The organism is Mucilaginibacter sp., from assembly GCF_965200995.1.
GTDB lineage: Bacteria > Bacteroidota > Bacteroidia > Sphingobacteriales > Sphingobacteriaceae > Mucilaginibacter.
Genome location: NZ_OZ241743.1, coordinates 826360 through 847146 on the forward strand (window position 1 = coordinate 826360; position 20787 = coordinate 847146).

Sequence of the window (20787 nt, forward strand, 5' to 3'; positions counted from 1 at the left end):
GGCGGCATTCTCAGCATATAGCGCCTGCTACAGGTGTTCACGTTCACGGTGGTGTGAACACCTGTGAACACCCGTGAACGCTGACATATCCGTGTCAGCAGAAGAGATGGTATGTGCCTGCAACCTGTTATTGTACCTGCATAATTTTTGCGGCCCACTTCTCCAGTATAGCTACCAGTTCGGCCAGTTTAATGGGCTTGCTCAGGTAATCATTCATCCCGGCAGCAATGCAGGCTTCCTTATCCTCCGCCATGGCATTAGCAGTCATGGCAATGATTACCGGCTGTCGGTCGGCATGCTGCCTGATAAACTGCGTAGCCTCCAGGCCATCCATTTCGGGCATCTGCACATCCATAAATATAAGGTGGTAATACTGCTTTGCCACAGCATCCATCACCTCATGGCCCGTAGCGGCAATGGTGGGCTGATATCCCATTTTCCAGAAGATGTGCATGGCCAGCTTTTGGTTAATGGCATTATCTTCGGCTATTAAAATCTGCATAGGGTGGTGCAGGGCAAAATCAGCCGGTAACTGGCTGCGCCCTGCCCTTACGGCCGGCTCTTTAACCTCGCTGTTTTTAAGCAGCTCAATTATATGATGATGTAACTGGTAATGCTTTGCCGGCTTGGATAATATCGCATTAAATAAATGCGCCTCCTGCCTGCTCTGCTCGTTACCGGCCGAGCTTAATAATATAATTTTTATATCCGCCCTGGTCTGCCGCATCCTGCGTGCCAGTTCGATGCCGTCCATTTCCGGCATGTTCATATCAGATATAATGAGGCGTATGCCGGGATTAGCGGTTAGCAACTGCAATGCTTCTGCACCAGACGAAGCTATTACAGGTGTAAACTTCCACTGGCGCAACTGGTTATACAATATATTACGGTTGGTGGCATTATCATCTACCACAAGTATCTGCTGGTTTTCAAATGCAGCGGTATTTAAATTTACATAAGTACGGGCAGGCTTGCTGCCGGGCCTTACCATAATACTGAAGCTAAAAGTTGTACCTGCGCCGGGGGCGCTCTGTACGTTGATTTTGCCGCCCATAAGCTGCACTAATTTCTCGCTGATGGCTAACCCCAAACCTGTACCGCCATATTTACGTGTGGTGCTGGAATCAACCTGTGAGAATGCCTTGAACAGGCGGCCCAGCTTATCTTCGGGAATGCCGATGCCGGTATCGCGCACATCAAACAGCAGCTCCACCTCCGCTGCGGTTACAGCTTTCGCGCTCACGCCTATAAACACTTCGCCCTGCGAGGTAAATTTAACCGCATTACCTACCAGGTTCAGTAAAATCTGCCGCAGGCGCAAGGCATCAGCAATTACCTGCGGCGGCACATTGGGCTCAATCTGGTATACCAGATCGAGGTTAAGCTGCGAGGCCTTTTGTGCAAAGATGTCCAGCACGCCTTCCACACAATCGCGTACATCAAAATCCTGCTCATCCAGTTCCAGGTTGCCCGATTCTATTTTAGAAAAATCAAGTATATCATTAATTACCGTAAGAAGGGCATCGCCGCTGGTAATTATGGTTTCGGTATAATCCTTCTGTTCCGGCGTAAGCGGGGTGTGTGCCAGCAAACTGGCCATACCAATTACACCATTCATGGGGGTACGTATCTCGTGGCTCATGGTGGCCAGAAAAATACTTTTGGCTTTGTTGGCATTTTCAGCCTCCTCACGGGCCTGCTCGGCCTGCCGGCGCGAATTGCCCTCTTCTACCGTAAGCTGAGCCAGCCTTTCCGTACGTTCCCTTACCTGCGTTTCCAGGCGCCGCTGCTGCTTTCTTACCGCATTGATACGTATTCTGAAAACCGCATATATCCCTCCAAAAACCAGCAGTAACATTAACACATCAAACCACCAGGTAAGCCAAAACGGCGGTACAATAATAATTTTCAGCGGTTTGGTTACCGGCGACCACTGCCCTGAGCTATTGCGATACTTGAGTTTGATGACATATTTGCCGGGCGGCAAATTAGTATAGGAAGCCGTATTCCGGCTGCCAATCATGTTCCAGTCCTTATCAAAATTTTCCAATTGATAAGCGTAGGCCTTCTTATCGGCCGAAGCATAATCCAACGCCGCAAATTCAAAGGAAAATACCGATTGCTTGTATGTAAGCCGGAGCTGCCGGGCATCTGTAATATCACTTTTAAGCAACGAGGAGCTATCATTGCTATTAGCAGGAACAAGCGGCTTGTTAAATACCTGGAACGATGTAATTACCAATGGCGCAAAGGCCGATGGTTTAGCTATTTGCTTTGGAAAGAATGCGTTAAAGCCGTTCACTCCGCCAAAGTACATACGCCCATTATGCGCTTTTAAGGCCGAATGCAGCTTATATTCATCACCTTGAAGCCCGTTTTCGGTGGTATAATTGGTAAATTTTTCGCTTTTGGGGTCCATCTTTGAAAGCCCCCCATTGGTGCCGATCCATAGCTGTCCCTCATCATCCTGCCTGATGCTGTAGATAACTTCGCTGGCCAAACCATTCTTGGTTAAATATACCTTGAAATGCCCGGTTTCAGGCTCAAACAAATTAAGCCCGGCAATGGTTGCCAGCCAAAGGCGCCCTTTACTATCCTCAATAATATCCGTAACTCCGTTATTGCTGATACTGTTTTTTGTATCACTGTGCTGGTACCTGATAAAAGTGCCGTTGGCCGGGTTAAACCGGTTTAACCCGCCATCGGCTGTACCTATCCATAAGTTTCCCTGGCGGTCCTCCAGCATGGAATACACCTGGTTGCTGCTGACAGAGCGGGGATTGTTAATGTTAAACCTATAATGCGTAAAAACGCCTGTTTCAGGGTCGTAACAATCAAGCCCGTTGTTGTAGGTGCTCAGCCATGTTTTACCATTACGCGCATGTATCAGATAATAAATATTATTGCCGCCCAGGCCCCGAGGCTTTGCCGCATCGTATTTGAAATTTTTAAAAGTTTGTGTTTTCAGATTGTAAACGCTCAGCCCGTCTCCCCAGGTACCAATCCACAAGTTACCGGCGGCATCTTCTTTACTGACCAGCACATAATTACCGGTAATGCTGTTAGCCTTACCCGGCTGCTTTTTAAAGGCAGTAAACGTACCATTTTGCGGATCAAACCTGTTCAGCCCGCCGCCGTCTGTTCCTACCCATATCTTTTGATTATGATCTTCATACAGATCTAAAACAAAATTATTTGACAGGCTTTCGGGCGATGAGTTATGCTGGTATAATGGAAAACTGGCAGTACTTTTTTTAAACAGGTTTATACCACCACTATACGCGCCTACCCACATGTTACCGCTGCGGTCGCGGCAAATGGAATAGACCGAGTTGCCATTGAGGCTGTTAACATCCACTTCATCGTGCTGATAGTTATAAAACTTACCGGTACGGTAGTCGCGCACACTCAGGCCGCCGTTTTCGGTACCTATCCACAGGTTACCTTCCGTGTCTGCAGCGGTACAGTATATGGTATTGCTGGATATACTGTTACTATTTGAGCCATCCTTAACAAAATGACTAATGAACGTTTTCTTGCCGGCATCAAACAGAAACAAGCCATCATCCTGGCTGCCCAGCCAAAGCTGATGCCGGGCATCTTCAAAAATAGACTGCAGATTATCACTTGCACCCGCAACGCCTTTATGCCGCGGGTATGGGTAGTGGCTGAAATTTTGTAGTTGCCGGTTATATAAGTTTAACCCTCCTTTACCTGCCCCCACCCAAAGGTTGTTTTTTGAATCTAAACAAAGCGCCCGTACGTTATTGTCTGTAACGCTTGCCGTATCACTATCCTGATGCGCATGGTGCCGAAAGATGCGCCGCTTCAGGTCATACTCATCCAAACCGCTGTTTTGCGTACCAATCCACAGGATTTGCCTGGCAGCATCTACCGCCAGGCGATTTATCACGTTACTTGAAAGCGAGTTTGCGTTACGGGCATTGTGTAGATACCTGATGAACCGCCCTGTTTTGCGTTCAAAGCGGTTAAGGCCATTTTGTGTAGACAGCCATAAATCACCATTGGCATCTTCGGCTATATCTGAAACACTATTGTTGCTGATGGAACCGGTATCTGTAATCACAGACCGGTAAATGGTAAAGCGGTATCCGTCGTAGCGGTTTAAGCCGTTGCGTGTAGCTATCCATATCAGCCCCCGGCTATCCTGCAGTATACGGTTCACGTTAATCTGCGATAACCCTTCTCCCGTACCCAGGTGAGAGAACCTGAGGCTTTGCCGTTGCGCCTTAAGGGCCACAGGAAAGCTTATGCACAGAAAAAATAAAATGCACTTTACCTTTACTACCATATTAAACAGCACCGGCTTACGGCACCCGCATACATACCGGCTAAAAAAATTAAATGTGAAGTATTTAGAAGCTGTTTAAAAATGATTCTAACCATTACTATTGCCAATCGTCATTGCGAGGAACGGGCGCCATCCTCAACTTACAGAGCGGACATACCCGTCGGGGATTGCTTCGTTCCTCGCAATGACGCGCTTTTTTACTCGTTTTTAAACAGCCTCTTAGAAAACAGGTTTATATGCGCTGTATACGGTTACGGCGCCTGTAAGTTACTTGTTTATGCTGATACCAGTCAGATCACCTGTTTAGTAACGCCAATAAGTGTATAAAAGCAAGGCCCCGGTGTTATCACCGCACCACTTTAAAACATGGTGGTACGGTGATAATACCTCAGGCGTTCGGCAGCACTAAAACCGCATTAAATAATACAACTAAAAGCTCTAAAAAGTGTAAACCCTGTGTTTTTGTAAAATATTGACTATCAGAAATTTAAATGCAATATTTTTTGAAAAGTGTAAACTTTGCCTTTACACTTTTCAAAATGGCTAAGGGAGGTATATTACCCTTAGCCGGAAGGCAGCAATCAACTTATTTTCAGCATCCGCCAGGCAGGTATACGGCTTGTTCTGCCTGTGTTCTTTACCCCGGTGCCGGTGCTGCCCGTGGGGCGCAGAGATCAGTTTAGATGATGTAAATACAGTCATCTCAACTTAAAAAGTCTTCCGAACACCTATGGTTAAGGCCGGGGCATTAGCAGTTAAAATAAGCTTCAGGCAATTAATTGGCTGCCACTGGCTTAGGCTGCTCTTTGCGGGGCAGCATTTCGGCACGTTGGGCAGTATTGTATACCAATGAGGCTACAACAGTAGCGGCTTGCTTCAAATCATCTTCTACCAGGCGGTCATACGTATCCTGGTTGCTGTGGTGGGTACGGGCGAAGTAATCCATCGGGTCCTGAATAAACTGGAAACCGGGAATGCCTGCCGCATCAAACGCTACATGGTCTGTACTGCCGGTGTTGCGGATGGTAAGCGTGTTAGCTCCCAGATCGGTAAACGGCTCCAGCCAGGTTTTAAATATCGGCGCCACGGCTGCATTACCCTGCAGGAAAATGCCACGAATTTTACCGGTGCCATTATCCAGGTTATAATAGGCCGACACTTTTTGCTGCTCCGGCTTAAAGCCATCTTTAACGTTACCGTAATGAGCGTTCACATACCCGCGCGAGCCAAACAAGCCCTGCTCCTCCGAGCTCCATAACGCAATACGAATGGTACGCTTTGGTTTAAGTTTTAATGTGTTCAGGATGCGCATGGCTTCAATCATCACCGCGCTGCCCGCTGCATTATCAGTAGCGCCGGTAGCCCCATGCCAGGAGTCGAAGTGGCCGCCCAGCATCACTACCTGGTCCTTCAGCTTTTTGTCGGTACCCGGTATTTCGGCAATCACATTGTAACCTTGCAGGTCTTCGGTAAAGAATTTAGTTCTGATGTCGGCTTCCATCTGCACGGCAATGCCGCCTTTCAGCAAACGCACAATGCGGGTATAATCCTCACCGCTGGTTTCCAGTTCAGGCGCGGCCAGTTGGGCAGTATCGGCATACGATGCACCATTGGTGGTAAACACGGTGCCATCGGTACCACGGGCCTGGCTTAATACCAAGCCCACTTTTTCTTCCTGTAAAAACTTATTTAAGGCTACACGCATACGCATCATACGCATACGGGCCGCCATCTGCGGGTTTGGCGTACCGTTAGGCCCGCCCTGCTGGCGCGGGCGCTCGGGCTGCGGGGTAGCACTGGCCATTTCAGTTAACTGAGCATCGGTATAACGCAAAAAGTCGGGCGTGGTACCTGCTGCCAGTTTATTGGCGTTATCAAATACAACAATCTTGCCGTTGAGCTTGCCTTTATACTGGGCTAAATCGGCAGCCGAGTCCGCCTTAATTAATATCACATTACCCTTGATCGGGCCGTTGGTACTGCCGGTCCAGGCTTTGGGGATGGCAATAATGGCATGGTAATAAGGCACAGTGATGGCCGCATAGTTTTTTTCCACCTGCCAGCCCTTACCAAATTTACCCCAGGGCTCCAGCTTCACGTTGGAAAGTCCCCAGGTTTTAAACTGACCGGTTACCCAATCCTGCGCGTGCTTTAAGCCGGGCGAACCGGAAAGGCGCGGGCCCGAAACATCGGTCAAATAAAATGCAGTTTCCATAACTTTAGAGTTCTGCAACCCTTCCTGACGTATCTTTTGCACAACGGCCTGATCAACAGTTTCTTGCGCCAGCGTACTACCGCCTGTGGCCGCAAGCAATAATGCTGCAAAGAGTAGATTTTTCTTCATGTGTTTTCCGTTAAAGTTATTGTTTAAGCAAACTTATTCATTTAGTGTGAATTAGCCATTTTTCGGGGCTAACAAAGTTGTTACAGAATGGATGGGCAGGGTGTAGTGCATTTAGGTGCCCTTTCTGTCTATCAGTAATCAACAAAAATTAATTATAAATTTGGGTATGGATTTTAAGCGATTAGACAGAACAGCGTTTAAGGCGCAAACAGCAGCAGAAGCATCTGATCATGCCCGGTATTATAAGAAACTAACCTGGCAGGAACGGCTCCGTATTGCCAATTACCTTAACAGTGTTGCTTATAACTATCCTGAAAATAATCCGCCTAAATTAGATAGGACTGCCTTTAAGGTGAGAGCAAGAAAGTAGCTTTTAACTTAGTCATTTCGACCGCAGGGAGAAATCTTCTTGTGCAGACCAGTTGCCTGAAGAAGATTTCTCCCTGCGGTCGAAATGACGTGCTATGTTTATACAGCAGTATACCTTTAACTAATCTACCAGCAGCTTATACCCTCTGCCATGCACATTGATAATCTCTACCGAGGGATCTTCGCGCAGGTACTTGCGCAGCTTGCTTAGAAACACATCCATGCTGCGGCCGTTAAAGTAGTTGTCATCATGCCAGATGTTGATCAGGGCTTCTTCTCGGGTAAGCACTTCGTTTTTGCGCAGGCACAGCAGGCGTAGCAGTTCAGCTTCTTTGGTGGATAGTTTTTGCTGGGTACCGGCGGCAGGCAGGTTGATCATCTGGGCGGTATAATCAAACTCGTATTTGCCAATACTGAAGTGGGTGGGCTTGGCCTCGGGCGCCTTTTCATCACCGGGTACGCGTTTCAGCAGGGCATTAATGCGCAGCAGCAGTTCTTCAATACGAAAGGGCTTGGTAATATAATCATCGCCGCCCAGGTTAAATGCCTGGGTTTTATCCTCAATCATGGTTTTGGCGGTAGCGAATATGATAGGCACCTGCTGGTTTACCTTGCGTATTTCCTTGCCCAGCGTAAAACCATCTTTTTTGGGCATCATTACATCCAGTATCACCAAATCATAATTGGCTTTGTTGAACTCCTGCAAACCCTCGTCGCCATCTTTGCACAACACCACATCAAATTTTCCTTTCAGCTGCAGGTAATCCTGCAGCAGCATACCCAGGTTAGGGTCATCCTCTACCAGTAAAATTCTTTTCATGTGGAGTAATTGCCGTCAGGCGGTTTTAAATTTAAGCTCAAACTCCGAGCCTTTGTCTTTTTCTGATTTTACGCTGATGCTGCCATCCAAACGGTTTACAATGGTATTTACATAGCTGAGGCCCAAACCAAAACCTTTTACATCGTGCAGGTTACCGGTGGGTACCCGGTAAAACTGTTCAAATATTTTGGCCTGCTGGTCTCGGCTCATGCCAATGCCTTTATCTGCCACGCGGATAATCAACTGGTCGTTCCGGTTAAGGGTACTGATGGTTAGTTCAGGCTTGCCGCTGCTGTACTTAATGGCATTATCCACAAGGTTGTACAGCACATTGGAGAAATGCAGTTCATCGGCCTTTATAACGGCCTGCACCGCATCCAGGTGTAAATGTACCTGTGCCTCATACTTTTGCAGCTTGAGCGCCATACTGTCGAGCACATCAGTAATCAGCTCGTTAATATCAACCGTAGTAACGTCTAACTTAAAGTCATTCTTTTCGATACGGGCAATATTCAGCACCCTTTCTATATGGCTGCCCAGGCGGTTGTTTTCTTCATAGATAATATCGGCCAGGCGGCTTACCCGCGTGCTGTTGGTGGCCACTTCCGGGTCTTTAAGCGCCTCACTGGCAATCATGATGGTAGATACCGGCGTTTTAAACTCGTGGGTCATGTTGTTGATGAAATCAGTTTTCATTTCCGAGATCTTCTTTTGCCTCAGGATAGAGAAAATGGTGTAACCAAAGCAAACCAGCAGTACCAACAGCAAGCCCCCGCTAATGGAGATGGTGTAGGTCATCATGCCGCGGATATGGGCATCCTTGTCCGGAAAATATAGCCGCATACGGCCGGGGTCATTAATCAGCTGCTTGCCAAAAATGGGGGTTTCGTAATAGCTGCCCTGTATAAAGCGGGGCTTATCCAGGTTGCTTTCAGAGGCGTTGGAAAATATCAGCGAATCATTATTGGCATTTGAAATCTCGTAGCTGAACGGCAGATCAACACCCCGGTTACGCAGTTCCAGGCGCAGCAGCGAATCCATCCACATGGCGTTGATGCGTTTGCGCAGTGGCTCATCGGCCTTTTGATACTCCTCTGCCAGGGTACGGAATACGGTGCTCTGCGCTACGGTTTGCTGTTTAGCCAGTTGCGCCAGCGAATCATCGGCCAGCAGTTTTTTCACTTGCTTTAGCTGCTTCATTTTAAGCTTACGCAACTGGTCGCGCTGCCAGGCCGGGTTCAGCTGCTTAATAAATACCTGCTGCCGGCCCAATACAGGGTCAAAATATTCATAGGCATTTACATCATATTTCTGCAGCGGCTTATTAACGTCGGCGGCGGGCTCATGTATTACTTCGGGCGGTGCAATGCGCTGGGTAAGGATGCCGTTCTCATCAACCGACTCTTCATACCGGATGCTCACATAAGCGCCGGCCTTAATGGCCTTTTCCAGGTCATCATCCTGCTTTTTGTGCTGCAGCAGCCGGTTCAGGCTATCCTTAAGCATTGCTACCTGTGCCCTGCGCTGCTGCCCGGCCTTTATTTCGGCCAGTGAATCGGCAACAGCACGGCGGGTGTGGGTAGTAATGGCAAACTGGCGCTGCATACGCAATGCCGCCTTGTGGTGCAAAAAATTATCGGCATCCTGCAACGCAGCCTTGGTCACCACGTTATCCAATGCCTCATTCACCGAGCGGTCGAACAATTTGGACTGCAGCTGATAGCTCTGGCGCAAAAAATACCACTGCATGGCCATCACGCCCAGCAGGGCAAAGCCCATTAGTCCGACAATCAGGCCAATACTTCTTTTTCTCATGCGTGCTTCCTGCAAAAATACTTAATTACAAGGCCCCGGTAACGGCTTTAACAATTTTTAACAAATGATAAAAAAGGCACCTCTGTACCTGCGGCAAAATTTTAACGGGTTATACCTTTTACCAAACCGCTTTAAATCGGTTCACGCTATATCATATCAATTTCCTCATTGTTACTGCCATAATTATCCGCCGGCCTGGTACGCAATAATCAGCACTAATTGTTGTGGTATTATTGGTTAAAGCTGAAACAAAGCAACTTGTTAAGCCTTTAATTACATGTATATATCTCCTTTAGTGCATTAGCATACTATACCAATATCGGGGACATTTTACAAGAGGTTATAATCTTCAAAAAATTTATGAGTAGTTGTATAACGGCCATCGGCACTGCAAATCCTGAATTTCGTGTAAACCAGCAGGACGCTTTTGAATTTATGGTCAAAACCTTTGCTTTAGACGGGCCGCAGGCCAGGCGGCTCTACAGCATCTACGAGCATTCGGGCATCGAGCACCGCTATACCGCGGTGGCCGATTTTAAGCATGGCCAGCCGGAGGCATACACTTTTTTTGAGAACCGGCCCGACGACCCGCTATACGCCTGTACCAGAAGTCGGTTGAAGCTGTACCAGCAGGAAGCCATTAAAGTAGGCGTACAGGCCGCCCGCAACTTGGCTGCCCAGTTTGATAAGGATATTTTTGAGCAGATAACCCACCTGATCACCATAAGTTGTACCGGCATGTATGCCCCTGGGCTGGATATTGACCTGGTAGACCAGTTGAATTTAAAGCGCACTACCGAGCGCACCTGCATTACCTTTATGGGTTGCTATGGTGCCGTTAACGGCCTTAAAACTGCAGATTACATTTGCCGTGCTAACCCGCAGGCTAAAGTGCTGGTGGTAAGTGCAGAGCTTTGCACCCTGCATTTTCAAAAAGAGCAAACACTGGATAACTGGGTGGCCAATTCCCTGTTCTCTGACGGCTCGGCGGCGGCACTGGTGGAGCACACCAGTAACCGCACCGGCAGCAAACCCTGTTTAGAACTTAACAGCTTTTATTCGGAGTTTATGCCGGATAGCCGTAATGAGATGGGCTGGTACATTGGCAATACCGGCTTTGAAATGAAGCTGACACCTAAAGTACCCCGGCAAATACAGCGAAACATTAAAGCCATCACCGAACGCATGACAGCCAAAGCCGGCCTTACACCGCAGCAAATCGGCGCTTATGCCGTGCACCCCGGCGGCCGTAAAATTTTAGAGGCTGTAGAGCAGGCGCTGGATTTGCCGGAGGAAAGCAACGCCCACTCCTACGAGGTGTTACGGCAGTACGGTAACATGTCATCGGCCACTATTTTGTTTGTATTAAATAGAATGCTTAGTGCCGGCGGCCTGCAGGGCGAGCATGTGGCCAGCTATGCCTTTGGGCCGGGGCTAACGGTGGAGGGTATGGTACTTACCATGCAATAATTTTTATGGATGCAGATGTTATTGTAGCAGGCGGCGGCCTGGCTGGTTTGTTTAATGCGTTACAGCTTAATCGTGCCGGCCTAAAAGTAACTGTTATTGAAAAAAAAAACTATCCGTTTCACCGGGTATGCGGCGAATATATATCTAATGAAGTATTACCCTTTTTTGATAAGTTAGATGTTGATGTTAACACCTTAAAGGCATCGCACATCAACCAGCTGGAAATTACTTCGGTATCCGGCAAAAAATTTGCACAGCCGCTTGATTTGGGCGGCTTTGGTTTGAGCCGTTACACCTTTGACCATTACCTGTATCAGAAAGCGCAGGCCGAAGGCGTTACCTTTATGCTGAACACCCACATCAATGATATCCGCTTTGCAGATAACCGGTTCGAAGTGGTACTGCCCGGTCAAACGCTTACTGCACCGCTGGTGATCGGAGCATTCGGCAAACGCTCCAACCTGGACAAACAACTGAACCGCCCCTTTTTTTACCGCCGCAGCCCGTATGTTGGCATTAAGGTGCATGTAAAGATTGATTTTCCGGATAACCTTATCCAGCTTAACAATTACAAGGATGGCTATTGCGGCGTGGTGAAAGTGGATGACGGCAAATGGTGCATGTGCTCGATGGTGCACCGGGACGATGTGCGGAAATATGGCGGCCTGCCCGAAGTACAGGAACATATTATCTGCAAAAACCCTTACCTGAAAGAACTATTCGGCCATGCCGAACTGCTGATGGATAAGCCGGAGGTGATTAACGAAATCTCCTTTGAAAAGAAGGCCCCGGTAGAGCAGCATGTGCTGATGAGCGGCGACACCGCCGGCATGATTGCTCCCCTTTGCGGCAACGGCATGACGATGGCTATTCATTCCTCCAAAATCCTTTCTGAAAACATCATTAAACATTACAAATTAAGCCAACCTTTTACAACACAACAGCGCCAGGCACTGGAACAGGAGTACACTCAAGCATGGAACCGGCAGTTTGCCCGCCGCCTGTGGCTGGGCCGGCGGCTGCAAAAGCTGTTTGGAAGCGGCCGTGCTGTTGATGTGGCCATTAGCGCCCTAAACCTGATGCCGGGCATTGCCCCCTACCTGATTGGCAAAACACACGGACAGCCCTTTGCCTGATGTTTTTTAACGGTTGCTATCTTCCCTTACCTGCCTTGTTTTAAAATAGGTTAACATTACAGATTTAGCTAAATTTGCAGCCGAATGAGGAAATCTGCACCTAATAAGCGATTTGAGAACGTAAGCATTATTGATATTGCCGAAGAAGGCAAAGGGGTTGGCAAAGCCGAAGATCTGGTATTGTTTGTTGAGAAAGCAGTACCCGGCGATGTAGCCGACATTGAAGTATACCGCAAGAAGAAAAATTTTGGCGAAGGTAAAATTACCCGGCTTGTACAACCATCCGTCCACCGTACCGAACCTTTTTGCGAACACTTTGGCGTGTGCGGCGGCTGCAAATGGCAGCACATGACGTATGATGCCCAATTGCAGTTTAAGCAGAAAACAGTAGGCGATGCCCTGAGCCGTTTGGCGAAAGTGGACATCAGCCACATGGAGGCCATTTTGCCCTCACCTACCGACCGTTATTACCGCAACAAACTGGAATATACTTTTTCGAACAAGCGCTGGCTTACTGATGGTGAGAACCGTACGGATGCGCCATTGGATATGGACGCGCTGGGCTACCACATCCCCGGCCGGTTTGATAAGATACTGGATATTTCGCACTGCCATTTGCAGGCTGACCCTTCTAACCTGCTGCGCATCAGCATACGTAACTACGCTAAGCAGCATGGCCTCAGTTTTTACGACATTAAGGCACATACCGGTGCCTTGCGTAACCTTATCATTCGCACATCATCAACCGGCGAACTAATGGTGATTGTGGTGTTTTCCTATGCTACCGAAGAGGAGATTAAGGGCATGATGGAATTTATAAATCATAAGTTTCCGCGCATCACTTCGCTGCTGTACATTGAAAACCAAAAGAAGAACGATACGATTTTCGACCAGGAGGTAATTGCCTGGAAAGGGCCGGAATACATTATGGAACAGATGGAAGGCATACACTTTCGTATCGGGCCAAAATCCTTTTATCAAACCAACTCTATACAGGCGTTACACCTCTATGAGATCGCCCGCGAGTTTGCCGGCTTTACGGGTAATGAGCTGGTGTATGATTTATATACCGGCGCTGGCACCATTGCCAACTTTGTGGCCCGGCATGTGCGCCATGTGGTGGGGGTAGAATACGTACCTTCGGCCATTGAAGATGCGAAGGTAAACTCGGCCATTAATAACATTACCAACACCGGGTTTTATGCCGGTGATATGAAGGATGTACTGGATGCCGCCTTCATCGCCCAGCACGGTAAGCCCGATGTAGTGATCACCGACCCGCCTCGTGCCGGTATGCACGCCGATGTAGTAGCCCGCCTGCTGGAAATGGAAGCGCCTAAAATTGTATACGTAAGCTGCAATGCCGCCACACAGGCCCGGGATTTGCAGTTATTGAAAGAAAAATACGAAGTGGCACGCATTAAGCCGGTGGACATGTTTCCGCATACGCAGCACGTAGAAAATGTTGTACTGTTAACTTTAAAAGCACATGAACTCAGAGGAATTACTGGGCAACCTGAACAGCAACCCGGAGAATAAAGGCGATAGTCCGCTGAAAAGTCTGGAAGCAGACTTAAAATTATACAATGAATCCATCCGCGAGGTAGCCGTAGAAATTATGGTGGAAGGCTTATCGGCCTATCCTATCTTTGTAGCGCACCAGCACGAAGTAAAACTGGGCGAACTGATTTTAGACCGCCATGAATTGAATACCGAGTGGACCATCCAGGCTTCTACGCTGGAAGAATTTTTGGAGCGCGGTGTTATCAATAAAATGCTGAAACAGCGGTTTATTGATAGTTATAAGAACCCGCATCATTTTATGTGCCTGTTTGTAATTGTGCCTGAAGGGGCTAATTTTGTATTTCATCCGTATAAAGAGGATTAAACATATTATCAGTCATTTCGACCGCAGGGAGAAATCCTCTTCAGGCGACCTGGTCTACAGCAGAAGATTTCTCCCTGCGGTCGAAATGACAATAACTTTAATAAGTTTGTATCTGCATTAATTTTCAACACCATGCCCGATAAACGCTTACTAATCCTCAACCACCAGCAGATACAGCAAAAGCTGGACAGGATTGCCTACCAGATACTGGAGGACAACCTGGAGGAACAGGAACTGGTGATTGCCGGTATACTACCGCAAGGCAGCCTGATTGCCCGCCGTTTAAAGGACAAGCTTGACCAGATTGCACCTTTTAAAAGTGAGCTGATAAACATCGAAATTGACAAGCAAAGCACCAGTCTTAACGCACAAATGGATGCCGATGCAGCCAGTTGCACCAATAAAGTTATTATTTTGGTGGATGATGTGCTGAACAGCGGTAAAACGCTGGCTTATGGCTTCGGCGTATTTTTAGATGTGCCGCTGAAAAAGCTGCGGACGGTGGTATTGGTAGACCGCAACCACAAAAGCTTTCCGGTAAGTACCGATTTTTCTGGTATTGCTTTATCTACTGTATTAAAAGAGCACATTGAGGTAGAATTGAGCGAAAGCGGCGGCGAGGATGCCGTTTATATGCGGTAGATAGCCAAGATAAACTAACTGCTTCTTCAATACGTCATTGCGAGGAACGAAGCAATCCTCGATATGTAAAGCTACTCTATAAGTCAGGTATTGCTTCGTTCTTCGCAATGACGCGCTTGCAATGATTACTGCTTTATATAAGGATATTTTACTTCCGTTAAATACAATCCGCAAGCAGGTACCGAGTTGCCGGCCTTGCTGCGGTTCCGGCTTTCTATAATTAGACTTATATCTTCCGGTGCCATTTCACCACGGCCTACCATCAGCAATGTACCTACAATAGCCCTTACCATATTGCGCAGGAAACGGTCGGCTGATATGTGAAAGACAAGGTTGCCATCAGGCTGTGCCACCCACTCTGCCCGGCTGATTTTGCAATTATTGGTCATTACCTGGGTGTTGGATTTGCTGAAGCAGCTAAAATCAGTATATGCCATCAGCAAACTGGCGGCCTGGTTCATGGCCTGCACATCGGGCCGGTCGCGCAGCAGCCAGGAGTAGTTGGTTTTGAAGGGATCTTTGGCAAAATGAAGATGATACTCATACGAGCGCAGCACAGCATCAAACCGGGCATGTGCATCAGGCGCTACCTCAATCACCTGCTTTACTGCAATATCATGCGGCAGTAAGGCGTTCAGGCCCCCCAGCCCCCTAAAGGGGGAGCTTTTGAAAACGTTTGCTCCTCCTTCAGGGAGCTGGGGGGCATCAAAATGCACAAATAACTGCCTGGCATGCACGCCGGTATCGGTACGGCCGGCACCAATGGTTTCTACCGGCTGGCGCAGCAGTATGGCCAGCGCCTCATTCAGCTTTTGCTGTACGGTTATGGCATTGGGCTGTACCTGCCAGCCGTGGTAATGCGTACCATCGTAAGCCAGTTCTAAAAAATAGCGTTGCGTTTGCACGGTGCAAAGTTATAATTACCGTAAACCTTTTATCTTTGCCCATTCTATTTATTTAACCATGTTGCAACGCGTACAAAGCATATATTTATTTGTTGCCGGCTTATTAATCGGCGGCCTTTACCTGTTTCCTATCCTGAATACGGTTTATACAGGCATCATTCCGGTAAATGTTGGGGTAACAGGTATTTATCAAAATGCCGCCGGTGCGCAAATTCATACCAGAACTTTTTTAGCGCTTACCATTGTAACAGCAATCATTGCTATACTGCCAATACTCATTGTTTTCTTATACAAGAACCGCAAGCAGCAGATTGCGCTGTGCTACAGTGCGCTGCTGGTTATTATTGGTTACAGCTTTTGGGTAGGCGAAACTATTCATGAAGTAGTACCGGCCAATGCCATCCGTACGGTAAATTATGGTATTGGTATGTTTCTGGTACCTATCAGTATCGTTTTGGTGATCCTGGCTATCCGCGCCATTAAAAGCGACGAGAAGCTGGTACGCTCGGCCGATCGATTACGTTAGTAATGATTATTTAATACTCATTTTTGACGGGTGCTGGCGAGTGTCATAAATTTTTAAAAGATAAATAGCACCTTCTACTTCTTTAAAGAAGATGATGTTATGCTTGGTAAGGACAGTCCTTCTTATCTGCTCTTTTTCGTTGATGAAAGGATATATCTCCGGTGTTTTGCTAATCAATTCACATACCTCTTCAAAGCGGCTCAAAAAACATCGGTAACACTTAAACCCCATTCGGCCATCAAATAATCAGTAAGCGATTCCAAATCTGCTTCGGCAACAGGGGTTAAAACAATAGCTTCAGCCATTAATGCCGTGTTTTCCTTTAAGCCTCTGTAATACATCGCCCAAAGGCTTACCCAAACGCTGGGCAGCCTCTAAAGAACTTTTTAAAATGGCTTCCTGCTGCTGTGCCGGTATATTATTCCAATCCTCATTTTCGTGGCCGGTAAGATAGCTATTAACTAAATCATACAGCACCTGTAGCTGCTGCCCGTCTGCCTGCTCAATTTTTTGATGTAGTTCTAACTTCAATGCAGCCTCACCCATAATAATATTATCTGCTTATAATATCAAATATACATTTTTGCCATTACAAAGGGCGAATCATGTATTTGTAACTTGTTTTATTACTTGGCTAACCGTTATTTTTTATAAATTATTTAACAACCACAAATAACAGAAAATCAAATAGTTAATACAGGATGAACAGTTTATTGCAATTGGCAGACATCTAATATTAAAACGTTTAATCTTTCTATTTGCATTTATAAAGTATTTCCATACCTTTGCACCCGATTTGACGATGTTGTCAGATACGTTATTTTAATTCATGAATAACCCATTTTTAGAACTGGGAATCCGTCATGATATTGTTAATGCCATCAGCGATTTAGGTTTCGAGAAACCATCGCCCATTCAGGAAGCTTCTATTCCTGTACTACTGTCTGGCAGCAACGATTTTGTCGGATTAGCCCAAACGGGAACCGGAAAAACCGCTGCATTCGGACTGCCTCTTTTAGAACTTGTCGATTTCGAGGAAAAAACCCCTCAGGCGCTTGTACTATGCCCTACACGTGAACTTTGCTTGCAAATTACAAGCGATTTAACAAAATATGCCAAAAACATGCCTGGTGTGCATGTGGTGGCAGTTTACGGTGGTGCCAGTATCAGCGATCAGTTGCGCAGCATCAAACGCGGCGTACAGATTGTGGTAGCAACACCCGGCCGTATGCTGGATATTCTAAACCGCAATGCCATCGATTTTTCAAACATCCAGTACGTAGTACTGGATGAGGCAGATGAAATGCTCAACATGGGCTTCCAGGAGGACATTGACAATATTTTGTCTACTACGCCCGAAGAAAAGAAAACATGGCTGTTTTCGGCCACGATGCCAAGCGAAGTACGCCGCATCGCCAAAAAGTACATGACCGACCCCTTCGAATTAACGATGGGCGAAAAAAACTCGGGTAATGTAAACATTGAGCACGAATACTATGTAGTGCGTGCCCGTGACAAATACGCCGCTTTTAAGCGTATTGTTGATTTTAATACCGAAATTTTTGGTATTGTATTTTGCCGTACCAAAATTGAAACGCAGGAAATTGCTGAATCCTTGATTAAGGACGGTTACAATGCTGATGCCCTGCACGGTGATTTATCGCAGCAGCAGCGCGACAAGGTAATGAAACGTTACCGCGACCGCAGCCTGCAGTTGCTGATTGCAACCGATGTAGCCGCCCGTGGTATTGATGTAAGTGATGTTACCCACGTAATTAACTACTCGCTGCCCGATGAAATTGAGAACTATACCCACCGTAGCGGCCGTACCGGCCGTGCCGGCAAAACCGGTATTTCAATTGCTATCATTAACTCGAAGGAGTTAGGCAAAATACGTCAGATTGAAAAAACCATAGGCAAGCGCTTTACCAAAGCCGAAATACCAACCGGTTTTGATGTATGCGAAAAGCAATTGTTCGGCATGATTCATAAAGTACATAATGTACAGGTAGACGAAGCTCAGATTGAGCAGTACCTGCCCCGCATTATGGATGAGTTTGCGGACCTGAGCAAGGAAGACCTGATCAAGCGTTTTGCTTCGTTAGAGTTCAATACCTTCCTGGATTATTATAAGAACGCACCTGACCTTAATGTACAGGAAGACAGCCGCAGCCGCGAAGGTGGCGAGAAGTTCCCGCGCACCGGCGCCCGTGCCGATTTTACACGGTTGTTTATCAACCTGGGTTCGGTAGACGGGTTTAGTCGTGGCGATTTGCTGGGTTACTTCTGTAACCAAACCGGCATCAGCGGCCGTACTATTGGTAAAATTGATGTAAAGGGAGTTTACTCATTCATTGAAGTTGCCAATGAAGATTCGGACCGCGCGTTTAACAGCTTTAAAGAAGCCGAATTTCATGGCCGCGAGGTAAGAATTGAAATTTCTGCCGATGGCGACCGTAACGAAAGCCGTGGTGGTGCGTCTAACTATCGTAAGAGCGAAAGCCGCGATGGCGGAGGTTTCAGAGGAGGCAACCGCCGTGATGGCCGCAGCAGCGAACGCAGTGGCAGCCAAGGTGGCGGTTTCCGCGATTTTTCGGGTAAACGCCGCGAAGATCGTACCGAGCGCCGCAAGAAATATTAAAGTTTAGTTTTTCTTCATAGCAGCTTTTGCAAGCAAAAGCACCATTAGTTTTAGTTTAGTTAACAAAGCCTTTCCCCTAAACGGAAGGGCTTTTGTTATTTAACGGGTAAACTCAACAGTAACCGAGTCGGGATATAACAGCTTTAGGTTATGCTCATCTAACTGCTGTATCACAAATTTTGTATAAGGCTGGCTGCCTTCGTAAGAGGTAAGAATGGTATCCCCTTTCATTATATAGTCTTCGGGCAGGGGCGAGCCATTATCCATAATAAATTCTTTGCCGGTAATCTTCAATCGGGTTTCGCCGTCTTTAGAACGCCATTCACCTTTTAACTTTCCCTGGCTGGAATCAGAGCAGGCAGTTACAGTAATCATTATTGCCAATGCACAGTAAAACCGAAGTATATTCTTTTTCATAGGTACCCATATAAAAAAAGCGCCTGCCTTAAAAGGCAGGCGCTTTTTTACGAATGTTACATTGGCTTGGTGGTCGTCATCTGGGCTTTGGTTACATATACCCGTTTACCCTTGCTGTTTACATAAAAATATTTTGATTTATCATTGATATAAATTTTCTCGCCACCCGGACCGTAGTGGCCTTCGTATCTTTTATCACTTACTGCTGCTGCACCTTTTGAGGCTGTACGCGCAGTAATGTGGCCAACTTTTTTACCGGCTTTACCTACGCTCTTACCTGCACTTTTAAGGTCTTGCCCTACAGTTTGTGCATTTGCCTGAACAGCTGCAAATAATCCTGTTGCCAGCAAGGCAACTTTAAACATATTTTTCATGAGTATAAACAATTAAGTGTTGTTAAATAATACTTGCTTAACTCAATTGTTCTGCCAAATGTTTCATTTCGGCTACAGCGGAACGCTTTTGGTATAAAATGCTGTAAACCGCATTGCAAATGGGCATACTTACCTTGTAGTTTTTATTTATCTGGTGTAGGCAATTTACTGCATAATACCCTTCAGCCACCATGTTCATTTCCAGTTGGGCCGAGGTAACGGTATAGCCTTTGCCAATCATATTGCCAAAGGTACGGTTACGGCTGAACTGTGAATAAGCCGTTACCAGCAGATCGCCCAGATAAGCTGATTCCTTAATATCACGCTCAATAGGGTGTACGGCATCTACAAAGTTTTTTAATTCATTAATGGCATTGGCAATCAGCACTGCCTGGAAATTATCGCCATACCCCAGGCCGTGGCAAATACCGCTGGCAATAGCATAAATATTTTTAAGCACGGCGGCATACTCGGTACCATAAATATCATCTGATACTACAGTTTTGATATAACGTGTATTCAGCATACCGGCAAAGCGGGCAGCCAGTTCTTCATCCTGCGAAGCAATGGTGAGGTAAGACAGCTTCTCCAGCGCCACTTCTTCGGCATGGCAGGGGCCGCTGATGACTACAAAATTTGTTAAAGGTATGTGGTAGCGTGTTTGCATAAAATCACCAATGATCATGTTCTCATCGGGCACGATACCTTTAATGGCTGATATAATTTTTTTGCCGGCTAAATCTTCGGGTGTAATATTGTGAAACGCATCTTTCAGAAATGCAGCAGGCACATTGAGCAAAACCATATCAGCCCCGGCAATTAATTCTTTCAGGTCAGTAGAAATGTGCGCTGCGGGCACCTTAATTTCTACCGAACTCAGGTAGTTAGGATTGTGCCTGAATTTCTGCAGATGCTCAACCCTATGCTCATTACGCATCCACCAAAAAATTTCCTTGGGTGTAGGGTTATCCGTCAGCATTTTTACATTCGCCGTAGCCCAGCTGCCCCCGCCTACTACCAGAATTTTGTTACTCATTGGGAGCAAATATAAGTGAATAGAGACAAGAGACAAGAATCAGGAGTCAAGACACTTTTATGGCGGTAAGTCATAAAATAATTTTATTAATT

Annotated in this window: 17 protein-coding genes; 7 read left to right on the plus strand and 10 right to left on the minus strand. The window is 46.8% G+C overall.

Annotated elements, in window-relative coordinates:
* Positions 1 to 127: 127 nt before the first annotated feature.
* From ACY652_RS04020 to ACY652_RS04040, 5 genes are all read right to left on the minus strand, one after another.
* Positions 128 to 4261, minus strand: a complete 4134-nt coding sequence (locus tag ACY652_RS04020) for a hybrid sensor histidine kinase/response regulator (protein WP_462266702.1) — start codon at positions 4259 to 4261, stop codon at positions 128 to 130.
* A gap of 594 nt (positions 4262 to 4855) precedes the next feature.
* Entirely contained in the window at positions 4856 to 5014 is a 159-nt protein-coding gene (locus ACY652_RS04025; protein ID WP_462266703.1) for a hypothetical protein, read from the minus strand.
* A gap of 73 nt (positions 5015 to 5087) precedes the next feature.
* Entirely contained in the window at positions 5088 to 6656 is a 1569-nt protein-coding gene (locus tag ACY652_RS04030) for a M20/M25/M40 family metallo-hydrolase (RefSeq protein WP_462266704.1), read from the minus strand.
* A gap of 490 nt (positions 6657 to 7146) precedes the next feature.
* Positions 7147 to 7845 (minus strand): response regulator transcription factor, encoded by a 699-nt coding sequence (locus ACY652_RS04035; protein WP_462266705.1) that lies wholly within the window; start codon positions 7843 to 7845, stop codon positions 7147 to 7149.
* Between the two features lie 15 nt (positions 7846 to 7860).
* Positions 7861 to 9660 (minus strand): sensor histidine kinase, encoded by a 1800-nt coding sequence (locus ACY652_RS04040; RefSeq protein WP_462266706.1) that lies wholly within the window; start codon positions 9658 to 9660, stop codon positions 7861 to 7863.
* Positions 9661 to 10020: 360 nt separating this feature from the next.
* On the opposite strand from ACY652_RS04040, the gene ACY652_RS04045 reads away from it, so the two are divergent.
* The 5 genes from ACY652_RS04045 (at position 10021) to ACY652_RS04065 (ending at position 14796) form a co-directional block, all read left to right on the plus strand.
* Complete coding sequence (locus ACY652_RS04045) at positions 10021 to 11130, plus strand: type III polyketide synthase (protein ID WP_462266707.1); 1110 nt, start codon at positions 10021 to 10023, stop codon at positions 11128 to 11130.
* A gap of 5 nt (positions 11131 to 11135) precedes the next feature.
* Entirely contained in the window at positions 11136 to 12266 is a 1131-nt protein-coding gene (locus tag ACY652_RS04050) for an NAD(P)/FAD-dependent oxidoreductase (RefSeq protein WP_462266708.1), read from the plus strand.
* Positions 12267 to 12350: 84 nt separating this feature from the next.
* Complete coding sequence (gene rlmD / locus ACY652_RS04055) at positions 12351 to 13805, plus strand: 23S rRNA (uracil(1939)-C(5))-methyltransferase RlmD (RefSeq protein WP_462266709.1); 1455 nt, start codon at positions 12351 to 12353, stop codon at positions 13803 to 13805.
* Positions 13756 to 14154, plus strand: coding sequence for a hypothetical protein (locus ACY652_RS04060; RefSeq protein WP_462266710.1), 399 nt, complete (start codon positions 13756 to 13758; stop codon positions 14152 to 14154). The genes rlmD and ACY652_RS04060 overlap by 50 nt, the downstream gene beginning before the upstream one ends.
* A 132-nt stretch (positions 14155 to 14286) precedes the next feature.
* Positions 14287 to 14796, plus strand: coding sequence for a phosphoribosyltransferase family protein (locus ACY652_RS04065; RefSeq protein WP_462266711.1), 510 nt, complete (start codon positions 14287 to 14289; stop codon positions 14794 to 14796).
* Between the two features lie 125 nt (positions 14797 to 14921).
* On the opposite strand, the gene truA is transcribed toward ACY652_RS04065, so the two are convergent.
* A complete protein-coding gene (gene truA, locus ACY652_RS04070) occupies positions 14922 to 15701 on the minus strand; it encodes a tRNA pseudouridine(38-40) synthase TruA (protein WP_462266713.1) in 780 nt (259 codons plus the stop codon).
* A gap of 58 nt (positions 15702 to 15759) precedes the next feature.
* Between truA and ACY652_RS04075 the strand changes: the two genes are divergently transcribed.
* Entirely contained in the window at positions 15760 to 16227 is a 468-nt protein-coding gene (locus tag ACY652_RS04075; RefSeq protein ID WP_462266714.1) for a DUF4293 domain-containing protein, read from the plus strand.
* Positions 16228 to 16524: 297 nt separating this feature from the next.
* Here ACY652_RS04075 and ACY652_RS04080 read toward each other — a convergent pair whose 3' ends face one another.
* Positions 16525 to 16758, minus strand: coding sequence for a hypothetical protein (locus ACY652_RS04080; protein WP_462266715.1), 234 nt, complete (start codon positions 16756 to 16758; stop codon positions 16525 to 16527).
* 298 nt (positions 16759 to 17056) lie between these two features.
* Between ACY652_RS04080 and ACY652_RS04085 the strand changes: the two genes are divergently transcribed.
* Positions 17057 to 18868 (plus strand): DEAD/DEAH box helicase, encoded by a 1812-nt coding sequence (locus ACY652_RS04085; protein WP_462266716.1) that lies wholly within the window; start codon positions 17057 to 17059, stop codon positions 18866 to 18868.
* A 99-nt stretch (positions 18869 to 18967) separates the two neighbouring features.
* Here ACY652_RS04085 and ACY652_RS04090 read toward each other — a convergent pair whose 3' ends face one another.
* The 3 genes from ACY652_RS04090 to ACY652_RS04100 form a co-directional block, all read right to left on the minus strand.
* Positions 18968 to 19243: a hypothetical protein gene (locus ACY652_RS04090; RefSeq protein WP_462266717.1), complete on the minus strand. Its 276-nt coding sequence runs from the start codon at positions 19241 to 19243 to the stop codon at positions 18968 to 18970.
* A 98-nt stretch (positions 19244 to 19341) separates the two neighbouring features.
* On the minus strand, positions 19342 to 19659 hold the full coding sequence (locus ACY652_RS04095) for a hypothetical protein (RefSeq protein ID WP_462266718.1): 318 nt from the start codon (positions 19657 to 19659) through the stop codon (positions 19342 to 19344).
* A 37-nt stretch (positions 19660 to 19696) separates the two neighbouring features.
* The gene (locus tag ACY652_RS04100; protein ID WP_462266719.1) at positions 19697 to 20695 is read right to left on the minus strand and encodes an NAD(P)H-dependent glycerol-3-phosphate dehydrogenase; all 999 of its coding nucleotides are present in this window, start codon (positions 20693 to 20695) and stop codon (positions 19697 to 19699) included.
* Positions 20696 to 20787: the final 92 nt, after the last annotated feature.

Excerpts from the sequence above, each read along its gene's own strand:
- ACY652_RS04025 (WP_462266703.1), bottom strand. The coding sequence starts at position 5,014 with ATGACTGTATTTACATCATCTAAACTGATCTCTGCGCCCCACGGGCAG.
- ACY652_RS04030 (WP_462266704.1), bottom strand. The coding sequence starts at position 6,656 with ATGAAGAAAAATCTACTCTTTGCAGCATTATTGCTTGCGGCCACAGGC.
- ACY652_RS04035 (WP_462266705.1), bottom strand. The coding sequence starts at position 7,845 with ATGAAAAGAATTTTACTGGTAGAGGATGACCCTAACCTGGGTATGCTG.
- ACY652_RS04040 (WP_462266706.1), bottom strand. The coding sequence starts at position 9,660 with ATGAGAAAAAGAAGTATTGGCCTGATTGTCGGACTAATGGGCTTTGCC.
- ACY652_RS04045 (WP_462266707.1), top strand. The coding sequence starts at position 10,021 with ATGAGTAGTTGTATAACGGCCATCGGCACTGCAAATCCTGAATTTCGT.
- ACY652_RS04050 (WP_462266708.1), top strand. The coding sequence starts at position 11,136 with ATGGATGCAGATGTTATTGTAGCAGGCGGCGGCCTGGCTGGTTTGTTT.
- rlmD (WP_462266709.1), top strand. The coding sequence starts at position 12,351 with ATGAGGAAATCTGCACCTAATAAGCGATTTGAGAACGTAAGCATTATT.
- ACY652_RS04060 (WP_462266710.1), top strand. The coding sequence starts at position 13,756 with ATGAACTCAGAGGAATTACTGGGCAACCTGAACAGCAACCCGGAGAAT.
- ACY652_RS04065 (WP_462266711.1), top strand. The coding sequence starts at position 14,287 with ATGCCCGATAAACGCTTACTAATCCTCAACCACCAGCAGATACAGCAA.
- ACY652_RS04075 (WP_462266714.1), top strand. The coding sequence starts at position 15,760 with ATGTTGCAACGCGTACAAAGCATATATTTATTTGTTGCCGGCTTATTA.
- ACY652_RS04085 (WP_462266716.1), top strand. The coding sequence starts at position 17,057 with ATGAATAACCCATTTTTAGAACTGGGAATCCGTCATGATATTGTTAAT.
- ACY652_RS04090 (WP_462266717.1), bottom strand. The coding sequence starts at position 19,243 with ATGATTACTGTAACTGCCTGCTCTGATTCCAGCCAGGGAAAGTTAAAA.
- ACY652_RS04095 (WP_462266718.1), bottom strand. The coding sequence starts at position 19,659 with ATGAAAAATATGTTTAAAGTTGCCTTGCTGGCAACAGGATTATTTGCA.
- ACY652_RS04100 (WP_462266719.1), bottom strand. The coding sequence starts at position 20,695 with ATGAGTAACAAAATTCTGGTAGTAGGCGGGGGCAGCTGGGCTACGGCG.